This is a genomic window from Marivirga arenosa (genome assembly GCF_030503895.2).
GTDB lineage: Bacteria > Bacteroidota > Bacteroidia > Cytophagales > Cyclobacteriaceae > Marivirga > Marivirga arenosa.
This window is the reverse complement of sequence record NZ_CP129970.2, coordinates 389519-406450: the sequence shown is the minus strand read 5'-3', so window position 1 is coordinate 406450 and position 16932 is coordinate 389519. Positions and strand designations below refer to the sequence as shown.

The following is a 16932-nucleotide window of genomic DNA, read 5'->3' as shown; positions in this document are numbered from 1 at the left end:
AATTTATGAATGATTCATAACACCTGCTCGTTATGCAGGTTCTTTACAATTATATTATGCAAGAAGTATCAGCAACAAAAATCACAGACAACAACTTTTTTCCAACATTGAAAAAGAAAGTTGACGCCTATTTTAAACAAAACGATTTAAAAACCTGGGGAAATAGAAAGCTATATACAAAAGCGACTATTTTATTAGCATCATTTGGGTTACTTTATGGGTTAATCGTTTTTGTCAGCATGCCTGTATGGTTATCACTTGTCCTATGCGGCTTATTTGGTTTAAATTTAGCGGCTATCGGATTTAACGTGATGCATGATGGAGCTCACGGCAGCTTCTCAAATAATAAGCATGTTAACTACATGATGGGCTTAACCCTAAATCTTATGGGCGGGGTAGTTTTCATCTGGAAAAACAAACACAATAAGAATCACCATTCATTTACCAATATAGAAGGGATGGATGATGATATTAATATAGGTCCTTTTATTAGAGTATCTACTCACCAAAAGAAAAGATGGTATCATAAGTTTCAGCATGTATATGCATATCCGTTGTATGCAACATCTTATGCATTCTGGGTTTTCTTTCAGGATTTCAAAAAGTATTTTACAAGAAAAGTAGCCAATACGGAATTAGCTAAAATGAGCGTTAAAGAGCATATCATTTTCTGGGCTACAAAGTTAGCATATATCACTACTTTCTTTGTATTACCTATTTTAATGAAAGGTGTTTTAGCTACTGTTTTAGGATATTTAACAGTTTCAGTGGTGACTGGTTGGACAATTGGAGTAGTTTTTCAATTAGCTCACGTTGTAGAATCTACTGATTTTCATGATGCACCAGTAGAAGGTGAAAGAGTCATCCCTACAGAATGGGCGATTCATCAGATTAGAACTACCGCTAACTTTGGTACTAAAAGTAAAATATTAAATTGGTATACAGGAGGATTGAATTTCCAGGTGGAACACCACTTATTTCCAAGAATTAGCCATGTTCACTATCCTGCTATCAATAAGTTGGTTAAAGAAACCTGCGAACAATTTAACATTGCTTATAATGAATTTCCAAGTATGTTAGCTGCAATGGGGTCACATACAAGACACTTGAAATTGATTGGGCAAACAGCATAATTTTTTGTATAATCTCGAAAAAAGCAATAAATAGATATTTATTGCTTTTTTTATGTCATTTAATAAGTGGAATTGATTTTGAAGGTTTATTTTAAGATTCAGCTTAAAATCCTTAGCAGGTATATAACTGATGCAGGGATTAATAAGTATTTAGGTTGGGCTTTGATTTTTATTGCATTTGTATTCTTTTCAAATTATACACTCTCAGAGAATAATAACCTACACTTTATTTACATCTTAGTACCTATATTTTTGATAGCAAAAATAGCTTCAAAAAGAAGGTTGAGGTTTCTAGAATTTTGCTTTCCACCTAAAAAATTCTATAAAATCAGACTTATTGAGAGTTTAATTCTTTCACTTCCATTTGCAGTTTTTTTACTTTATTATTCATACCCCCAATTGGCTCTAATTCTTTTCATTTTAAGTTTTTTACTTGCTTTTTATAAAAGAGGATTTTCATTTAACTTTGTAGTTCCAACTCCATTCGGGAAGTACCCTCATGAGTTTATCATAGGCTTTAGAAAAACTTTCCCACTAATATTAGCTTCGTATTTCTTAGTTGCTATATCAATTATATATGCTAATTTTCATCTAGCATTATTCGTCATTTTTATACAGTTTATACTTTCAGCTGGATATTTTATGCATCAAGATCTGCTCGGGTATGTATGGGTATACAAGCATAGATCACATTTATTTCTATTGAAAAAAATTAAATTGGCATTTTTTCAGCATTTCGTGCTTTATGGTGCTGAATTAGTATTATTCTTTTACTTTTTTAGCGATAAAATTTTATTAATACTGATTTTTTATTTTTTGGGAGTACTTTTTCTATCAGGAGCAATTTTATTAAAATATTCTGCATTTCCAGAAAGAATTGGAGTTAAAGAAAGTATGTTAGTTGCATTGGCTGTATATTTTCCTCCACTCTTAATTGCTTTAATTCCGTATTTTTATGTTCAATCTGTAAAGAGTTTAGCTAAATATTTAGATGATTAAAATAGAGAATCTATCGAAATCGTATGGTAATAAGTCTATATTGAAAAACATCAATCTTAGTATTGATGGAGGACAAATTTATGGTATTGTTGGAGCTAACGGTGCTGGTAAAACCACATTTTTTAAATGTTTAACAGGTATTGAGGATTATTATGGTTCCATTACTTCAAGTTTCTCTAGTTTGAAGAATAATACAGGACTCTTGCTTACCGAGCCTGATTTTTTATCAAAATTGACTGGTCGCGAATATATTGTATTAATGTGTAATGCTAGAAATCAAGATTATAGTGATCTCGATAAAAAGAACATCTTTGATCTTCCTTTAGATGAATATGCTTCTCATTATTCTACGGGTATGAAGAAGAAACTAGCTTTATTGGCCATTTTAATGCAGAAAAATGAAGTATTCTTATTAGATGAGCCATTTAATGGTGTGGATATGCAGAGTAATTTAATATTATCAGATATTTTTTTAAAGCTAAAAGAATTAGGAAAGATATTACTAGTCTCCTCACATATTTATTCAAGCTTAACCAATATTTGTGATCAGATATTTCTTTTTGAGGAAGGCGAATTAAGTTCAGGTTTTACAAAGAGCCATTTTAGTAAATTAGAATCAGAAATAAAATCTGGATTTAAAAAAGATATAGGTATTCTAGGATTATAATGATTCAATAACAATTCTAAAAATCAAACGTTAAAAGGAAAAAAAATAGTATGAAAAAATTAACACTAACATTAAGTTTATTAACACTATCAGCATTTTTGTTTTTTCAATTTACCCCCAAAGATATTAATGATCAGTTTTTTAAAACTAATCTTAGAATCACAATTCAGGATGATTTAGGTAATATTCAAGAAGGAGCAACGGTAACTTTATACAGCAATAATGAGGATTATAGAAAAGGAGAAAATCCAGTTACTGAGCCTCAGATGACTGATGATAAAGGAAGAGTAACCTTCAAAGATTTAGAGCCTACAGTTTATCACGTTTATGCCGAGAAAGGTAAAATGAATAATAATAACTTAGGAGTTAAAACGGATACATTAGTGGCCAAAAAGCTAAATAAAGTAGCTATTGTGATTCAGTAGTTGTACTTAATAGCATTTATTTCAAGCTGGTGATTTTATCATCAGCTTTTTTTATTTCTAATGATTCATTTTCATTTCTAGGAAGGTCTTGGAAAAGTCAATAAGCTCTGGGAAAAACTCCTGAAATTCTTTCTCAAATTCCTTATGATATTTTTTCAGTTCATCGATTGACTGTTCCATTTTAGAATTGAAATTCGATCGATTCGCCATCCCTTGCATCACTTTTTCAATTCCATCAAAATATTGGTAATTATATAACCAATCATTTTTAATCATATACGGCAAAACATATTGAACATTTTCAGGAAGGATGTCTAAATTTTGATTAAACATATTATAAGTTTCATCTACAAATTTTCTGAGTGGGGTAGAATGAAAATCATTCCAGTTTCTCGCTAAGAAATGATCATAAAAAATATCGATAATAACTCCAGCATAATGTCCATATTTAGGTCTTAATCTATCTTTGCTGTTTTGTACAACAGCGTGATGATCAGTGAATTCGTCAATTGCCCAATGCAATTTTATACCTCTATTGATCCCTTCATTAAAACGCTCCATATCAGATGCTTTAACAAAATCACCTATAAAATTCCCGATTTTTATTTCATCAGATTCACCTGAAAGATATATGTGAGCCAAAAAATTCATGGACTTCAATATAAGTTAAATTCAATGGAAATACCTATAACATTTTGTATCTTGCTTTATATTGTGTGTTAAAATGAAATTTCAACTTGCCTTGACTAAAGAAAAAATACATTCTCATCTGATACATTTATATCAGTTAGCTAAAATTGATAATAACTTTGTAAAGGAAGAAAAAAGATACCTTTATGCGCTAGGACGAAAAAATGGGGTGACTGAAAAGGAGGTCGATAAAATTATTGATGAATCTTCTGAAATAAGCTTTGAAGAACCGGATACTTTAAAAGAAAAGATTGTTTTTCTATATGAATATATCCAAATGATGCTGGTCGATAATAAACTAGATGAGAGAGAAGCTCAGATGTGTTCTGTTATTGCAGAAAGGATGGGATTAGACAGAGGACTGGTAGGAAGCATTACAAATTCTATAGTAACCGCAAAAGATGTGAATGAGGAGCCTGAATTGAAAGATGAGGAATTAGAGCTATACATCAATTACCCGGAAGACTTTCTATAAGAAATAAATATCCATTAACTAATAAATACTATATGAAAAAGCTAATTCTATTATTCTCTTTGGTTTATTTGAGTTTTTCTTCTTTGGCTCAAACAAGCTATTTGCATTGTGGTAAATTGATTGATGTTGAAAAAGGTAAGATCTTAGAAGAAATGACCGTAATAGTGGAGGGACAAAAAATTGTCGGTTTAGAAAAAGGCTATAAAAATGCTGAAGATGGTGTTGAAGTCATTGATCTTAAGTCAAAGACAGTTATGCCAGGATTATTCGATATGCATGTTCATATTGAAAGTGAAACTGCTAAAGATGGTTATATTAAGAGATTTACTTTGAATGAAGCCGATATTGCATTTCAATCTGTAGTTTATGCTAAAAAAACATTAATGGCTGGCTTTACTTCTGTAAGGGATTTGGGGGGGACTGGAGTAAACTCGAGTCTTAGAGATGCCATTAACAAAGGTTATGTAGATGGGCCTACTATTTACTCAGCCGGAAAATCAATTGCTACTACAGGTGGTCACGCTGATCCAACCAATGGATACAAAAGTGATTTAATGGGAAATCCAGGTCCTGCTGAGGGAGTAGTGAATAGCCCTGAAGAAGCTAGAAAAGCTGTTAGACAGCGTTATAAAAACGGAGCTGATGTAATTAAAATAACGGCTACAGGTGGCGTATTAAGTATGGCTAAAAATGGCCAAAATCCTCAGTTTTTTGAAGATGAATTAAAAGCTATAGTAGAAACAGCTAATGATTATGGTATGATCACAGCCGCTCATGCTCATGGAGATGAAGGTATGCAAAGAGCCATTAGAGCTGGAATTAAAACCATTGAACATGGTACTTTAATGTCTGAAGAAACGATGGAGTTGATGAAAGAATATGATGCTTACTATGTACCTACTATTACAGCGGGTAAAAGTGTAGCTGAATTAGCTGAAATTGAAGGCTATTATCCTGAAGTGGTAGTGCCAAAAGCTAAGGCGATTGGTCCTAAAATTCAAGATACATTTTCGAAGGCCTATAAGAAAGGTGTGAACATTGCCTTTGGTACTGATGCCGGTGTATTTAAACATGGGGAAAATGGGAAAGAGTTTGGTTATATGGTAGAAGCAGGAATGCCTGCAATGGAGGCTATTGTATCAGCTACAGTTACTCCAGCTAAATTATTAAAGGTATATGATCAATATGGTTCTATTGCTAAAGGTAAAATGGCTGATATTATTGCAGTAGAAGATGATCCAACTGAAAATGTTAATACAATGGAGGATGTGAAGTTTGTGATGAAAAAAGGAAAGATTTATAAGAACTAAAAATCATCAGATACAATCAAAATATAGTAAGGCCCACAAAAGTGGGCTTTTTTATTTCTGTACTGTAATGAATCAGTGTACATATTTGTACATCCTACTGTCCGATAATTATACAATTCCCTCTATTCAATCCAGCCAAAAGTTCATTTTAATGCCTTAAATGATGCTTTAGTATTTTGGTACGGCTATTGAATATCTATTTTAAAAAGATATAGATATGATTAAGTTCCTACTTTGGTGTATTTTATTGGTGATTTGCTGGCCCGTAGCAATCATAGCATTAATTCTTTATCCTTTTATATGGCTTATCACACTGCCACTCCGAATTTTAGGATTTGCTATTAATTTATCTTTTGCGGCTGTTGGTGCTATTTTTCTATTTCCATTTCTAGCTGCTGGAAAGAGATAGGTGTCTTAATACATAAAAAATAGATTTCTGGTAACCTTTATGAGTTCTCAACGCTTATCTTAGCATAGTTTTAATAAATTATAATTTATGGATAAGATAGCAGAAGATTTTCTATTTAAATATTTAAATAATGCAGCACCAACAGGCTTTGAGACTAATGGCCAAAAGCTTTGGTTAGATTATGTTAAGCCCTACACTGATGATTATATACAAGACAATTACGGATCGGTAGCTGCAATCATTAATAAGGATGCTCCTTATAAAGTAGTAATAGAAGCCCATGCTGATGAAATTTCTTGGTTTGTAAATTATATTTCAGATGATGGTTATATCTATGTAATCAGAAATGGTGGTTCAGATCATCAGATTGCACCTTCAAAACGTGTTAATATCCATACGGATAAAGGGATAGTGAAAGGTATTTTTGGTTGGCCTGCAATTCATGTTAGAAACAAAGAGAATGATATCAAGCCGGAATTAAAAAATATCTTCATTGATGTAGGCGCTGCTAATAAAGAAGAAGTTGAGAAGATGGGAATCCATGTAGGCTGTGTAATTACATTCGATGATGAGGCAATGTATCTAAAAGATAAAGACTACATAGTAGGCCGAGCTTTAGATAATAGAATTGGGGGCTTCATGATAGCCGAAGTAGCAAGGAAGATTCATGAAAATAAAGATAAAATTCCATTCGCTCTTTATATTGTAAATGCTGTACAAGAGGAAGTTGGACTAAAAGGCGCCCATATGATAGCTCATAAAATCAAACCTGATGTAGCAGTGATAACTGATGTATGCCATGATACACACTCACCTTTGTATAATAAGATTGAAAGTGGTGATCAGAAATCAGGAAATGGTCCGGTACTTACTTACGGACCTGCAGTTCAAAATAATCTGTTAAAGATGTTAATTGAATTAGCTGAAAAAGGTAAAATTCCTTTCCAAAGATCAGCGGCTAGCCGGGCTACAGGTACTGATACAGATGCATTTGCATATAGTAACGAGGGCGTTCCATCTGCTTTAGTATCACTTCCATTGAAGTACATGCATACCACAGTTGAAATGGTACACTCTAAGGATGTTCAGTCAGTGATTGATTTATTACATTCATTTGTTGTAAACCTTAAAAATGAGCATGATTTCAAATACAATTTGTCGTAATCTATCAAAATATTACTTCTGAAAGCTTATCGTGCTTTTTCGATTTACTGATAAATATCAACCTTTTACCTTTGTAGAGTAAATTATCAATAAATACAAAATGAAAAGAATCAGTAAAGTACTAATCGTAATTGCACTAATGGCAGTAGGGTTTTCTCTTAAATCAGGAGATAGACCAATGCACGAGATCCATTCTATGTTAATGTTTAATTTCATTAAATATGTAGAGTGGCCAGCAGATGCAAAGTCAGGAAACTTTGTAATAGCTGTGGTTGGAGATGAAAACGTTGCCTCTACAATCGAAGCTTTCTATTCTAATAGAACAGTTAAAGGTCAAACTGTTAAGGTTGTAAAAGCAGATGATATTAATGCTGTAACAAATGCTCATGTACTTTATTTAGCGAGCAATAAAAGTAGAGATTTTGACGCTGCTAAAAATAAATTTTCAGGAAAATCAACTTTAATGATTACTGATAAGAATGGGCTAGGTAAAGAAGGAAGCTGCATTAATTTTAAGGAAATAAATGGTAAGCTTAGATTTGAGATAAATGAATCTTCAATTCAAGCTAATAACCTAAAAATATCTAATCAATTATCCAGCATGGGTATATTGATTTAATAAACATAGTGATTTAGTTTAGTTTTTTACCCTAGTCTGAGGTTTCCAATCTTTAGTCTAGGGTTTTTTGTTTTAAATGAAACTTAACCAAGTATAAATTGAATTTATTTTATGTTTTGATAGAAATGGTATCTTTATCGTTAGAATGAATATAAATTTATGATGAAATGTATTAATATTGAATCGTAGAATACAAATGTTAGGAGATATGAAACGAACTGCAAAAATATTAGCTCTATTACTTTTTATGATAGTGAGCTTCAATACGTTCAATGTGAAGGCTCAAAGACCTATTCATGAACTGCATTCTATGTTAATTTTTAATTTTATTAAGTACATAGAATGGCCAGATGATACAAAATCAGGAGAGTTTGTGATTGCTGTTTATGGGGATGATGACGTTTACACACAACTAAGTAATCTTTATAATCAAAGAAGTATTAAAGGACAAACTGCTTCCGTTGTGAAAGTAAGCGATGTGGCAAGTATAAATAATGCTCATTTAGTATATGTTTCCGATTCAATGAGTAAAGACTTTGATGATATACTTTCAAAATACGATACTAAACCAACAGTTATTGTTACTGATAAATCAGGTTTAGGAAAAAAAGGATCTTCAATTAACTTTAGAGAAGTAGGAGGTAAGTTAAAATTTGAGATTAATAAGGCTACTTTTGATAATAGTAATTTAAAAATATCATCTCAATTACTTAATATGGGTATTGTTATTTAAAAAAATAGAAAAAACATTTCATGAAAAGCTTCGTCCTTCTGGATGAAGCTTTTTTTGTTTCAAGCATATTCAAAATATTTTTATGGCTATTTTTCAAGATCAAATTGGCAATTCCATTGAACTCAATACTAGACCGAAAAGAATAATATCTTTAGTGCCTTCTATAACAGAATTTTTAAGTGATATTAATCTTGATAAAGAAGTGGTTGGGATTACCAAATTTTGTGTACATCCTAAAACTTGGTTAAAGGAAAAAGCTGTAGTAGGAGGCACTAAACAGCAACATATTGATCAAATAAAGGATTTGAAACCTGATTTAATCATAGCCAATAAGGAAGAAAATACTAAAGATTATGTTGATCAATTAGCTGATATTTGCCCCATATATGTAAGTGAAGTAAATGATTTTGATTCTTCGATTGAAATGATGCTTTCAATAGGGAAAATAACGGATAAAGAAGATGAGTCTAATAGATTAGTTGAATATATTAAAAAAGAATTTCACTCCTTAAGTATACCTAATCAGCAAACTAAAGTAGCTTATTGTATATGGAAAAATCCATGGATGTGGGCAGGGTCTGCTAACTACATTTCAAATATGTTAGAATTATGTGGTTTCAAAAATGTGATTGATATTCAACGTTATCCTGAAATTTCAATGGATGATATTATCAATAAAAAACCTGAATTGGTTTTTCTCTCATCTGAACCCTATCCATTTAAGGAAGAGCATATTTCAGAACTTAAAAAAGAATATCCAAATACCAATTTTAAAATTGTTGATGGGGAGATGTTCAGTTGGTATGGAAGTAGAATGCTAAAACTTCCAAATTATGCTCAATTATTGCTCAGTGAGATTGAATCCGAAACGATTTAAATCTTCCCAAAATGAGGGATAAGATTTATTTACAACCTCAATGTCCAAAATTGAAATGTCATGAAGCATGGCTAATGGAGCAAACCCCATAGCCATTCTATGGTCTTCATAAGTTGCAATTTCAAGGCCTTGTCTAAACCTGAAATTACTGGAATCCATCATCCAATGTGAATCATTTAGTTCTTTTAATTCTACACTAAATTTTGCTAATTCTTGGGTTAAGGCAGCAACTCTATCTGTTTCCTTTATTTTTAGACTTTCAAGGCCAGTCATTTTCATATTAATACCTAATGCTGCTGCACAAGGTAATATCGTTTGAGCCAAGTCAGGAAACTTCTTAAAATCTAAAGTTAGATTAGCTTTAATATTGGTCGATACTTTTTCAAGAATTAGTTGAGTATCATCAAATGAATATTTTACGCCAAAATCTTTTGTAATTTCTTTTATGATACTATCTCCTTGGAAGCTTTTTTCTTTTAAACCGGTTAATATCACTTTCTTTCCTATATCAGATAATGCAATAATTGAAAACCAATAGCTTGCCGCTGACCAGTCAGTTTCCACTGATATATTAGAATTTTGATATTCTTGAGCTTGAATTGAAATCTTATTCTCATTAAAAGTATGTTCAATTCCAGCTAACTTCATTAAACCCAAGGTCATATGAATATAAGGTTTGCTGAAAATTGGTGTTTTTATGCTTATTTCTAGTCCATTTTTTAATTTTGGTGCAATCATAAGTAAAGCAGAAATGTATTGACTACTAATATTGCCTGGAATTGAAATTTGATTGGTTTTTTGCTCTTTAAATGATTCGATTTTTAAGGGAGGGAACCCTTCTTCTTTTATATATTCTATACTAGCTCCACTTTTTTGTAATGCTTCTACTAAAATTTTAATTGGTCTTTTTTGCATTCTTTCTGTTCCTGTAATGCACACTTCTTGTGTAGTAGATATTGCTAAATAGGCAGTGAGAAAACGCATAGCAGTGCCTGCATCTAAAACATCAAATTCTTTAAGATTATTTTTTTCCTTTAATAATTTTATTAGAGTTTGAGTGTCTCTTGCTTTTGATAAATTAGAAATATTAATTTTATCATTCGATAGGGCTTTCATAATCAATAAGCGATTCGATTCGCTTTTCGAACTAGGAGGATTTATCAATGATATGTCCGGACTGGACGAATAATTATATCTTTTTATAAAATAATTCAAAATAATCTTAAATAATTTAAACTGTTTTTATTTCTTCAGCGTTTAATTCTTATCAACTTTAAAATTATACTATATGAGTGCAACGAGTAAATCAATTTTTTCTTTTCTAGCTGGAGCTGCAACAGTAGTGGCTGCTGGAGCTTTTCTTAGCAGTAAAAATGGTAAAAAAGTAAAGAAAAACGTAGTAAACAGATTACGCAATATCAAAAAAGAAACACAGGAAAATATTAATACCGATTGGTTCAATGATATTAGTGATTCTGCTTTACATAGCGCTAGAACATTTCGAAAAAAAGTAAAATTATAATACTTCATTTAAGGCACTTTCAAGTAAAATTCCATCAATCTCTATATCGTAAGTAGCCTGGCCTAATGTTTTTAATAAGCTCATATTGAGTTTACCATTATCATTTTTTTTATCCTGCAAACAAAGCCCTTTTAATTCATCAAAAGAGGCTTTTTTTATTTTTGGTTTATCATATAACTTACTCAGTTCACCTTTGATTAACATATAATCTTCAGAAGAAATGAATCCTTTTTTAAAGCTTAAAAAAGCCTCTGCTATCATTCCATTACCAATGGCTTCGCCATGTAGTAATTCATTTTCAGAACTTAATAAATGAGATTCAATAGCATGCCCTATGGTATGACCAAAATTTAATATTTTTCTTAATCCCTTTTCTTGCGGGTCAGCCTCTACCACTGACTTTTTAATATCAACTGATTTTTTAATTAATTGATTATCTACAGTTTTATAACCTTGATTTAAACATTCATTCCAATGCTTTAAATCAGCAATTAATCCATGTTTTAACATTTCAGCAAAGCCGGATTTTAGTTGCCTTTCATCTAATGATTCATGAAATAAAGAGTCAATTAATACAGCCTCTGCATTGCAGAATAGCCCAATGTGGTTTTTAAAACCGTTAAAATCTATTCCAGTTTTAGCACCTACACTTGCATCTACTTGTGCTAAAAGTGTAGTAGGAATATTGATGAATTTTATACCTCTTTTATAGGTTCCGGCACAAAATCCACCCATATCTGTAATTACTCCACCACCAAGATTAATCAATAAACTTCTCCGGTCTGCTTGTGCCTCAGTCAGGGAATTCCAAATATGAGTGCAACTTTCTAGAGTTTTATTTTTTTCACCTGAGTTTATTTGAATTATAGTATGTTTCCCTATATGTTCAGTTATTAAAGGGTAACAATGCTTATGTGTATTTTCATCTACTAAAACAAAGAGTTTTGAAAAATCTGTTTTAGATAAAATGCTACTTATAAAACCAATGTTTTTAAAATATACTTTACTCATATAATAGTTAAAGGCTCTACAGCCTCGTTTGCAATTTGTTTTTCTTGCCTTTTGATTGATTCATCATGGATTGCAATGAGTAAGCTCTTCATAAATTTTTCACTCATATCTTTTTTTATACCTAGTTTCGTTCTACTGTCCAAAACATCTTGCCATCTGCCGCCTTGAAAAACCGATAAATCGTGAGCTTTTTTGTATGCACCTACTTGATCAATCAAATGAAATCGATCTGAAAGTAAATCTATTAGTTTTTGATCAATATGATCGATAGATTCTCTCATTTCTTTTAAATTTTCAGGAATCTGATTTTCAAAATCAATTCTTTCTCTAAAAGAGATTTCTTTTAGAATGGTTAATAATTGCTCAGGATTTAATTGCTGTCGAGCATCTGACCAAGCTGCTTCCGGATTAGGATGCGTTTCTATCATCAAGCCATCCATTCCGAAATTCAATGCTCTTTGTGCTACATCAAAAATCATTTCAGACTTTCCTGCAATATGACTAGGGTCATTAATGATTTCTAAATCGGGTAATTCTAATTTAAGCTGCATCGCTAAATTCCAATTAGGTTTATTGCGATATATTTTGTCGTAAGGATCTGCAAAGCCTCTATGAATAGCAGCTAGTTTATTTATCCCCACTTTATTCATTCTTTCTAAGGCTCCTATCCATAATGCTAAGTCAGGATTTATTGGATTTTTAACCATTACAGGTATGTCAACTCCTTGAAGTGAGTCAGCAATTTCTTGCACAGAAAAAGGATTTACAGTAGTTCTTGCTCCAATCCATAAAACATCAATACCATGTTTTAAAGCGGATTCTACATGAGCCGCTTTGGCTACTTCAACACATACGGGTATGTTTAAACGATTTTTAACCTTTTGAAGCCAGGGTAAGGCTTGGTCGCCAAGTCCTTCAAAATTACCAGGTCGGGTTCTTGGCTTCCATATGCCTGCACGGAACATTCCTATCTGAGGTTCGCGCTCAAAGCTATTGCATAAATCATCAATTTGTTTTTCAGTTTCAACCGAACAAGGGCCGGCAATAATTACGTGTTTGCCTAAGCCAAGTCCCCAATTTTTCATTTTAAGTGTATTCATATATTTCTAATTAAGTTTTTGAGCATAAAAAAAGCCCGACTCTTGCGAATCGGGCTTGTAGTATGATTTAGTTTAGTAGTTACATATCATGACAAGGACCAACTCGCTTTAGCGGGCTATAATAAAAGTAAAAATAAAATTGTCCTTGTAAATTTCTCATGCTTCAAATGTATAATTCGATTTTCTTAAAACAAAATAAAATTTTATAAAAAATATAATAATAGATGAAATATTTATCTATCTAACGTTTGTTAGCTTTTATATTTGGCGGTAATTATCTTCTGCAGATTATAAGATTTTACCGATAATTAATTACATTAGTATAGGTTTTAATTTAATGCCATTATCATGAAAGTTTTAAAAATTATAGGATTTACAGTTGTTGCAATTATTGTAGCCTTACTATTAATTGCTGCAGTAGCTGAAAATGATTATGCAGTTGAAAGAGAGATAATAGTTAATGAACCGAAAGATAAAGTCTTCGAATACATAAAGTATTTAAAGAATCAGGATAATTGGAGTAGGTGGGCAAGTGCTGATCCTAATATGAAAAAATCATTTTCAGGTACTGACGGACAGGTTGGTTTTGTTTCAGCTTGGGATAGCGATAATGAAGAACTAGGTAAAGGAGAGCAAGAAATTACTAAAATTATAGAAGGGGAAAGAGTAGAAACAGAATTAAGATTTATTGAGCCATTTGAATCCACTGAAATGGCCTATATGGCAGTTGAAGAAATAGAAGCTGGAAAAACAAAAGTAATATGGGGATTTGAAGGGAGTATGGATTATCCGATGAATTTACTATTGCTAACTATGGATTTTGATGCCATGCTAGGAGCAGATTTTGAATACGGCTTAGGAAATTTAAAAGATATTTTAGAATCAGAATAATATAATTACTACATTTTCATTCAGGCAAAGAATGAAAATGTAGTTTCATTTTTTCTTTTATTAGGTATCTGAGCTAATATCTCTAGATTATAAAACTTCGCAGTTTCTGCATGGCAAATAGCTCCTGCTTTTTCAATATTTTCATTTGCTAATTTCTGTGCTGCTTCTGATGTGCTTGAGCAACTTATTAGCTCAACACCTGAAAGTTTTTCGTTAATAAACCTTTTACTCTGGCTAATCGCCTTTTCATGAGAGTAAATTTTATCAATATCATTTAGGTTGGTCTTTTTTATCCCAGCAATACATAAATGAACTTCATAGTCCATTTCATCCAATTGATTATAGTTTCGGTTAATCTCATTTTCATGATTCTCAATTAAACCAGTATTGGAATTATATATGGCAATCCAGCCCAGATTCCCTGCTTTTACAGCTTCAAAAATTCCACCGAAGCTTTTACAGAATTCAATTTCGCTTTCTCCACCTAAATATTCTTTGCAGGAAAGGTGATGGAATGACCCCTTGGGACCTAAAGTATATACTTTCTTTTTATTCTTCATTATATATTTCTGTCTGAATTCTTATAGATTCATCATGGATATCTTGATAGATTGATTTTATAAAATCTGCATCTAAATGTAATTTTTTAGCCCATACTGGTCTGTTTTCAATGATTTTATTCCATCGATCTAATTGGAAAATGGCTACGTTTTTCTCTTTTTTATATTGCCCAATCTTTTTAACCAATTCAAGTCTTCTTGATAGAACTTCTAATAATTCTTTATCCGTTTCATCTATTTGATCTCGAATCCCTTCTAACTCGTTTTTAAAATCTTTATTTGGGAAACTCTTTTCTCTAATTTTTATAGAGTCAAGCATCTCTTTCAATGCTTTAGGAGTTAATTGCTGAGCAGCATCACTCCAGGCTTCGTTAGGTGATCGGTGAGACTCTATAATTAATCCGTCATACTGTAAATCCATCGCTTTTTGAGCAATTTCAAATAGTAGTTCTCTTTTGCCAGCAATATGACTAGGGTCATTAATTAATAGTAAATCAGGAAAGTTTGATTTTAATTCAATAGGGATTTGCCATAAAGGAATATTCCTATAAATACTTTCTTGATATGTAGAAAATCCACGATGGATCGCACCCAGTTTTTTTATCCCTACCGCATCAAATCTTTCTAATGCTCCCATCCATAATGCCAAATCAGGGTTGATGGGATTTTTAATTAAAATTGGTTTATCCTCAACACCTCTTACAGCATCGGCTATTTCTTGAACATTGAAGGGATTAACGGTGGTTCTGGCCCCAACCCATAAAATATCAATATCATTTTTAAGTGCTAATTCAACGTGTTCAGCTGAAGCTACTTCTATTGCAAATTGAATATGAGGAAATTTTTCTTTTGCTTTTTTTATCCAAGGGAAAGCAATTTCCCCAACTCCTTCAAAGCTATTTGGCCGAGTTCTAGGTTTCCATACTCCAGCTCTTATAGTATCAAATCCATTATCTACCAATTGTGTAACGGTGTCAAGTAATTGATCCTCAGTTTCTGCACTACAAGGCCCTGTTATAATCCAGGGTTTCTTATCAGAATACCAATTTTTTATCTTCATAAATTTTTTCTAAAATGTCGCAAGTTAATCAATTTAACAAAAAGCGTGTGACATCGTTTTTGTTATATTTGCGGACTTAAAATTATTTTATGGAAGTAACTACTAACCCAATATTTGACGATGTATCGATAGCGTACACTAGTAAGTCAGATCGCCAGTTGAAAAAGGCATATTTGTTATTCGCTATGATGAATAAAGGTTGGCTTGTGGCAATTGGTAAATTTTTTGTTAAACTCGGTTTTGCTTTACATCTCCCTATCAGTAAAATCATTTACTGGACTGTTTATGATCAGTTTTGTGGTGGCGTAACCATTAAAGATAGTCAAGGTACAATTGACGAATTAGCCTCTCATAAAATCGGAACTATCTTAGATTATTCAGTTGAAGGTGCTAAAAATGAAAAGGGATTCGATAAAACAATGAATGAAATCCTAAGAACAATTGACAGAGCAGCTGATGATGATAATATTCCTTTCTGCGTTTTTAAGCCATCAGGAGTAGCACTAGGGAAAATATTTACAAAAATACAAGCAGGAAAAGAACTTACTGAAAAGGAGAAGGAGATTGATAAAAGAAGTAGAGAACGAATTGAGAAATTATGTAAGGCTGCTTATGATAAAAATGTTAGATTGTTAATTGATGCTGAGGAAAGTTGGCTTCAAGATCCAATTGATGAACTGGTTTATGAAATGATGGAAAAATACAATAAAGATTCAGCCATCATTTATAATACTTATCAGATGTATAGAGCTGATATGTTTGACAACCTTAAAAAAGCACATAAAAGAGCTAAAGAAAGAGGATATTTTATAGGAGCAAAGTTGGTAAGAGGTGCTTATATGGAGAAGGAAGCCGACAGAGCCGAAGAAATGGGCTACCCAAACCCGATTCAAATTTCTAAAGAAAGAACTGATATTGATTATAATTCAGCTTTAGAGTATTGTGTTGAAAATCTTAATGAAATTGCTGTATTCAATGGAACTCATAATCAATACAGTAATTACTTTTTAGCTTACATGATGAATAAGCATGGTATTGAACCAGGAGATCAGCGAGTACACTTTGCTCAATTATATGGAATGAGTGATAATATATCATTTAACCTTGCTGATAAAGGTTATAATGTGGCCAAGTATGTCCCCTATGGACCAGTAAAATCAGTAATGCCTTATCTTTTCAGAAGAGCGGAAGAAAATACTTCTGTTGCCGGCCAGAGTAGTCGTGAGTTCTCTCTACTTAAAGAAGAAATGCAAAGAAGAAAAGAAGAGAGAAAGAATAAGTAAGAGT

At 32.0% G+C, this 16932-nt stretch carries 19 protein-coding genes; 13 read left to right on the top strand and 6 right to left on the bottom strand.

Features of this window, described 5'->3' with window-relative positions:
- The first annotated feature begins 56 nt into the window (after positions 1-56).
- The 4 genes from QYS48_RS01750 to QYS48_RS01735 all read left to right on the top strand — a co-directional run bounded on the left by QYS48_RS01750 (position 57) and on the right by QYS48_RS01735 (position 3224).
- A complete protein-coding gene (locus QYS48_RS01750; RefSeq protein ID WP_308357274.1) occupies positions 57-1133 on the top strand; it encodes an acyl-CoA desaturase in 1077 nt (358 codons plus the stop codon).
- A 78-nt stretch (positions 1134-1211) separates the two neighbouring features.
- Positions 1212-2132, top strand: coding sequence for a hypothetical protein (locus QYS48_RS01745; protein WP_308357273.1), 921 nt, complete (start codon positions 1212-1214; stop codon positions 2130-2132).
- The gene (locus tag QYS48_RS01740; protein ID WP_308357272.1) at positions 2125-2799 is read left to right on the top strand and encodes an ABC transporter ATP-binding protein; all 675 of its coding nucleotides are present in this window, start codon (positions 2125-2127) and stop codon (positions 2797-2799) included. The genes QYS48_RS01745 and QYS48_RS01740 overlap by 8 nt, the downstream gene beginning before the upstream one ends.
- 50 nt (positions 2800-2849) lie before the next feature.
- Positions 2850-3224: a carboxypeptidase regulatory-like domain-containing protein gene (locus tag QYS48_RS01735; protein WP_308357271.1), complete on the top strand. Its 375-nt coding sequence runs from the start codon at positions 2850-2852 to the stop codon at positions 3222-3224.
- A 57-nt stretch (positions 3225-3281) separates the two neighbouring features.
- Here the strand turns inward: QYS48_RS01735 and QYS48_RS01730 are convergent, their stop codons facing one another.
- On the bottom strand, positions 3282-3875 hold the full coding sequence (locus tag QYS48_RS01730) for an ACP phosphodiesterase (RefSeq protein WP_308357270.1): 594 nt from the start codon (positions 3873-3875) through the stop codon (positions 3282-3284).
- Positions 3876-3948: 73 nt separating this feature from the next.
- On the opposite strand from QYS48_RS01730, the gene QYS48_RS01725 reads away from it, so the two are divergent.
- From QYS48_RS01725 to QYS48_RS01700, 6 genes are all read left to right on the top strand, one after another.
- Positions 3949-4389 (top strand): hypothetical protein, encoded by a 441-nt coding sequence (locus QYS48_RS01725; protein ID WP_308357269.1) that lies wholly within the window; start codon positions 3949-3951, stop codon positions 4387-4389.
- 32 nt (positions 4390-4421) lie between these two features.
- Positions 4422-5699 carry an amidohydrolase family protein gene (locus QYS48_RS01720; RefSeq protein WP_308357268.1) on the top strand — a complete coding sequence of 426 codons (1278 nt, stop codon included), beginning with the start codon at positions 4422-4424 and terminating at the stop codon, positions 5697-5699.
- A 496-nt stretch (positions 5700-6195) separates the two neighbouring features.
- Positions 6196-7272: a M42 family metallopeptidase gene (locus QYS48_RS01715; RefSeq protein WP_308357267.1), complete on the top strand. Its 1077-nt coding sequence runs from the start codon at positions 6196-6198 to the stop codon at positions 7270-7272.
- Between the two features lie 100 nt (positions 7273-7372).
- Positions 7373-7891: a YfiR family protein gene (locus tag QYS48_RS01710; RefSeq protein WP_308357266.1), complete on the top strand. Its 519-nt coding sequence runs from the start codon at positions 7373-7375 to the stop codon at positions 7889-7891.
- A gap of 208 nt (positions 7892-8099) precedes the next feature.
- On the top strand, positions 8100-8624 hold the full coding sequence (locus tag QYS48_RS01705) for a YfiR family protein (protein WP_308357265.1): 525 nt from the start codon (positions 8100-8102) through the stop codon (positions 8622-8624).
- An 82-nt stretch (positions 8625-8706) separates the two neighbouring features.
- Positions 8707-9501 (top strand): helical backbone metal receptor, encoded by a 795-nt coding sequence (locus tag QYS48_RS01700; protein ID WP_308357264.1) that lies wholly within the window; start codon positions 8707-8709, stop codon positions 9499-9501.
- Here QYS48_RS01700 and QYS48_RS01695 read toward each other — a convergent pair.
- Entirely contained in the window at positions 9466-10617 is a 1152-nt protein-coding gene (locus QYS48_RS01695) for a 3-phosphoshikimate 1-carboxyvinyltransferase (protein WP_308357263.1), read from the bottom strand. The two genes, QYS48_RS01700 and QYS48_RS01695, sit on opposite strands and share 36 nt — an antisense overlap.
- Before the next feature lie 172 nt (positions 10618-10789).
- Here QYS48_RS01695 and QYS48_RS01690 point away from each other — a divergent pair, with 172 nt between their 5' ends.
- Positions 10790-11023: a hypothetical protein gene (locus QYS48_RS01690; protein ID WP_308357262.1), complete on the top strand. Its 234-nt coding sequence runs from the start codon at positions 10790-10792 to the stop codon at positions 11021-11023.
- Here QYS48_RS01690 and aroB read toward each other — a convergent pair.
- Together aroB and QYS48_RS01680 are read right to left on the bottom strand one after the other, a co-directional pair.
- Positions 11018-12034: a 3-dehydroquinate synthase gene (aroB, locus tag QYS48_RS01685; protein ID WP_308357261.1), complete on the bottom strand. Its 1017-nt coding sequence runs from the start codon at positions 12032-12034 to the stop codon at positions 11018-11020. The genes QYS48_RS01690 and aroB overlap by 6 nt on opposite strands.
- A complete protein-coding gene (locus QYS48_RS01680) occupies positions 12031-13134 on the bottom strand; it encodes a chorismate mutase (RefSeq protein WP_308357260.1) in 1104 nt (367 codons plus the stop codon). Before QYS48_RS01680 ends, aroB begins: the two co-directional genes overlap by 4 nt.
- Before the next feature lie 348 nt (positions 13135-13482).
- Here QYS48_RS01680 and QYS48_RS01675 point away from each other — a divergent pair, with 348 nt between their 5' ends.
- The gene (locus tag QYS48_RS01675) at positions 13483-14025 is read left to right on the top strand and encodes an SRPBCC family protein (protein ID WP_308357259.1); all 543 of its coding nucleotides are present in this window, start codon (positions 13483-13485) and stop codon (positions 14023-14025) included.
- Between the two features lie 20 nt (positions 14026-14045).
- On the opposite strand, the gene QYS48_RS01670 is transcribed toward QYS48_RS01675, so the two are convergent.
- Entirely contained in the window at positions 14046-14585 is a 540-nt protein-coding gene (locus QYS48_RS01670; RefSeq protein WP_308357258.1) for a prephenate dehydratase domain-containing protein, read from the bottom strand.
- On the bottom strand, positions 14575-15645 hold the full coding sequence (locus QYS48_RS01665) for a bifunctional 3-deoxy-7-phosphoheptulonate synthase/chorismate mutase type II (protein WP_308357257.1): 1071 nt from the start codon (positions 15643-15645) through the stop codon (positions 14575-14577). Before QYS48_RS01665 ends, QYS48_RS01670 begins: the two co-directional genes overlap by 11 nt.
- 89 nt (positions 15646-15734) lie before the next feature.
- On the opposite strand from QYS48_RS01665, the gene QYS48_RS01660 reads away from it, so the two are divergent.
- Complete coding sequence (locus QYS48_RS01660; protein ID WP_308357256.1) at positions 15735-16928, top strand: proline dehydrogenase family protein; 1194 nt, start codon at positions 15735-15737, stop codon at positions 16926-16928.
- Positions 16929-16932 lie beyond the last annotated feature (4 nt).